This window comes from Roseateles sp. (assembly GCF_031397715.1).
GTDB lineage: Bacteria > Pseudomonadota > Gammaproteobacteria > Burkholderiales > Burkholderiaceae_C > Paucibacter_A.
This window is the reverse complement of the sequence record NZ_JANNMI010000001.1, coordinates 1-1,569: the sequence shown is the minus strand read 5'-3', so window position 1 is coordinate 1,569 and position 1,569 is coordinate 1. Positions and strand designations below refer to the sequence as shown.

Annotated in this window: 4 protein-coding genes; 1 reads left to right on the top strand and 3 read right to left on the bottom strand. The window is 63.0% G+C overall.

The annotated features are described in order from the left end of the window. Positions 1 to 184, top strand: a 184-nt coding sequence (locus RMO57_RS00020; RefSeq protein WP_310383103.1) for an alanine racemase, incomplete at its 5' end; no start/stop codon positions are given. A gap of 17 nt (positions 185 to 201) precedes the next feature. Here RMO57_RS00020 and RMO57_RS00015 read toward each other — a convergent pair. The 3 genes from RMO57_RS00015 to RMO57_RS00005 form a co-directional block, all read right to left on the bottom strand. Beyond that, positions 202 to 750: a DUF3617 domain-containing protein gene (locus RMO57_RS00015; RefSeq protein ID WP_310383101.1), complete on the bottom strand. Its 549-nt coding sequence runs from the start codon at positions 748 to 750 to the stop codon at positions 202 to 204. Between the two features lie 192 nt (positions 751 to 942). Continuing rightward, the gene (locus tag RMO57_RS00010) at positions 943 to 1,422 is read right to left on the bottom strand and encodes an Lrp/AsnC ligand binding domain-containing protein (RefSeq protein WP_310383099.1); all 480 of its coding nucleotides are present in this window, start codon (positions 1,420 to 1,422) and stop codon (positions 943 to 945) included. Further along, positions 1,419 to 1,569: Lrp/AsnC ligand binding domain-containing protein (locus tag RMO57_RS00005; protein WP_310383105.1), on the bottom strand; the 151-nt coding region annotated here is incomplete at its 5' end. The genes RMO57_RS00010 and RMO57_RS00005, both read right to left, overlap by 4 nt.

The window sequence follows — 1,569 nt, the reverse complement described above, 5'->3', positions numbered from 1 at the left end:
CGCGTCTGCGCTGGCGCTGCACCAGCGCGCCAGTGCGCTGCTGCGGCGGCTCAACGCCGACGGGCTCGCGCTCGATACCCTGTCGATGGGCATGAGTGGTGACCTTGAGGCGGCGATACATGCCGGCAGCACCATGGTGCGCGTTGGTACCGCGGTATTCGGGCAACGCGCCAAACCAGTCTGAGTTGCGCTCCTTATCGATTATTTCTTCTGTCCAACGATCGGTTTGACCGCGCCGCATTCAGCCGAAAGCCATTTTCCCTGGCTGTCCATGTCCATCTTTTCGCTTCTGCCAGCGGCGCTGCTGGTGATGGTCATGCGGGACTTGTAGCCCTGCGGGCTTACAAATTCCACCTGCCCCTCGCCGCTGGACGGCGGTTTGCTGCAAGTGAACGCCATCTTCATCGTATTGCCGACGCGCGCGGCATAGGTACTCTTGCAGTCGCCCTCGGGGGTTGCCACTTCGTTGCGATCGAGCATCTCCTTGGTCATGCACACCTGCATGCGCATGCCTCCCGGGCCCCCGCTGGCAAGGGCGACGCCCTGTCCCTTCATCATCTCCTGCATCATCTTTTTTTGCTCCGGACTCATCGACGCCATCTGCTGCTGCATCTGGGCCATGGCCTTTTCCATCTCGCCCGAACCGCTCTGCAGGCTGCTGCTGATTTCCCACAAACCGGGCTTGAGGGACTGTGCCTGCGCGGCCAGAGCCGTGCAGCCCAGCAGCAATGGAACCAGAAATGTGCGCATGGTTGCCCCTGAAAATGCGGATTGTCGCCAGTTCAGCACGGGCGGGCCCGGTGATTTGTCACGATACCCGCGACCGCTGCATAGTGAACGCCCGTTCGCATTGCGGGATTCGCCTTGGGGCGGCCCGGCGGCTCACTGGATTACCCCTGCATGCTGCGCATTGCGGGATTCGCCTTGGGGCGGCCCGGCGGCTCATGGCAAGCGCAGATGGGTCGAGTTCACGACCTCCTCCATCACCGCGTAGGTGCGTGTCTCGCGTACGCCGGGCAGTTGCCACAACACGGTGCCGGCAAACGCGCGGTAGGCGTCCATGTCGGCCATGCGGGTCTTGAGCAGGTAGTCGAATCCGCCGGCCACCATGTGGCATTCCATGATCTCGCTGCGCACCTGCACTGCGGCCTTGAAGGCGTCGAACACATTGGGTGTGGTGCGGTCCAGCAACACTTCGACAAATACCAGCATGCCGCGTCCGAGTTTGTGCGCATTGAGCCGCGCCTCATAGCCCAGGATGTATCCGTCGCGGGTCAGCCGCTGCACCCGTGCCAGCACCGCTGTGGGCGACAACGCCACCGTCTCGGCGAGCTTGATGTTGGAGATGCGGCCGTCCAGTTGCAGTTGCTGCAGAATTTTGATGTCGATGCGGTCGAGTTCCGGGGCGATGGGACTTGTCATGACAGACGGTAGGTTTCCAGGTGAATGCTGGTCTCGGAGCTGCTGATGCCCCGGATCAGGCGCACGCGCTCCATCACCCGGGAGAGTTCGGACAGGTTGGCGGCGCGCAGCTCGGCCAGCAGGTCCCAGCGCCCGTTGGTGTCGTGC

Bases quoted from the DNA above. Each gene is read 5' to 3' on its own strand.
- RMO57_RS00015 (WP_310383101.1), bottom strand. From the start codon at position 750: ATGCGCACATTTCTGGTTCCATTGCTGCTGGGCTGCACGGCTCTGGCC.
- RMO57_RS00010 (WP_310383099.1), bottom strand. From the start codon at position 1,422: ATGACAAGTCCCATCGCCCCGGAACTCGACCGCATCGACATCAAAATT.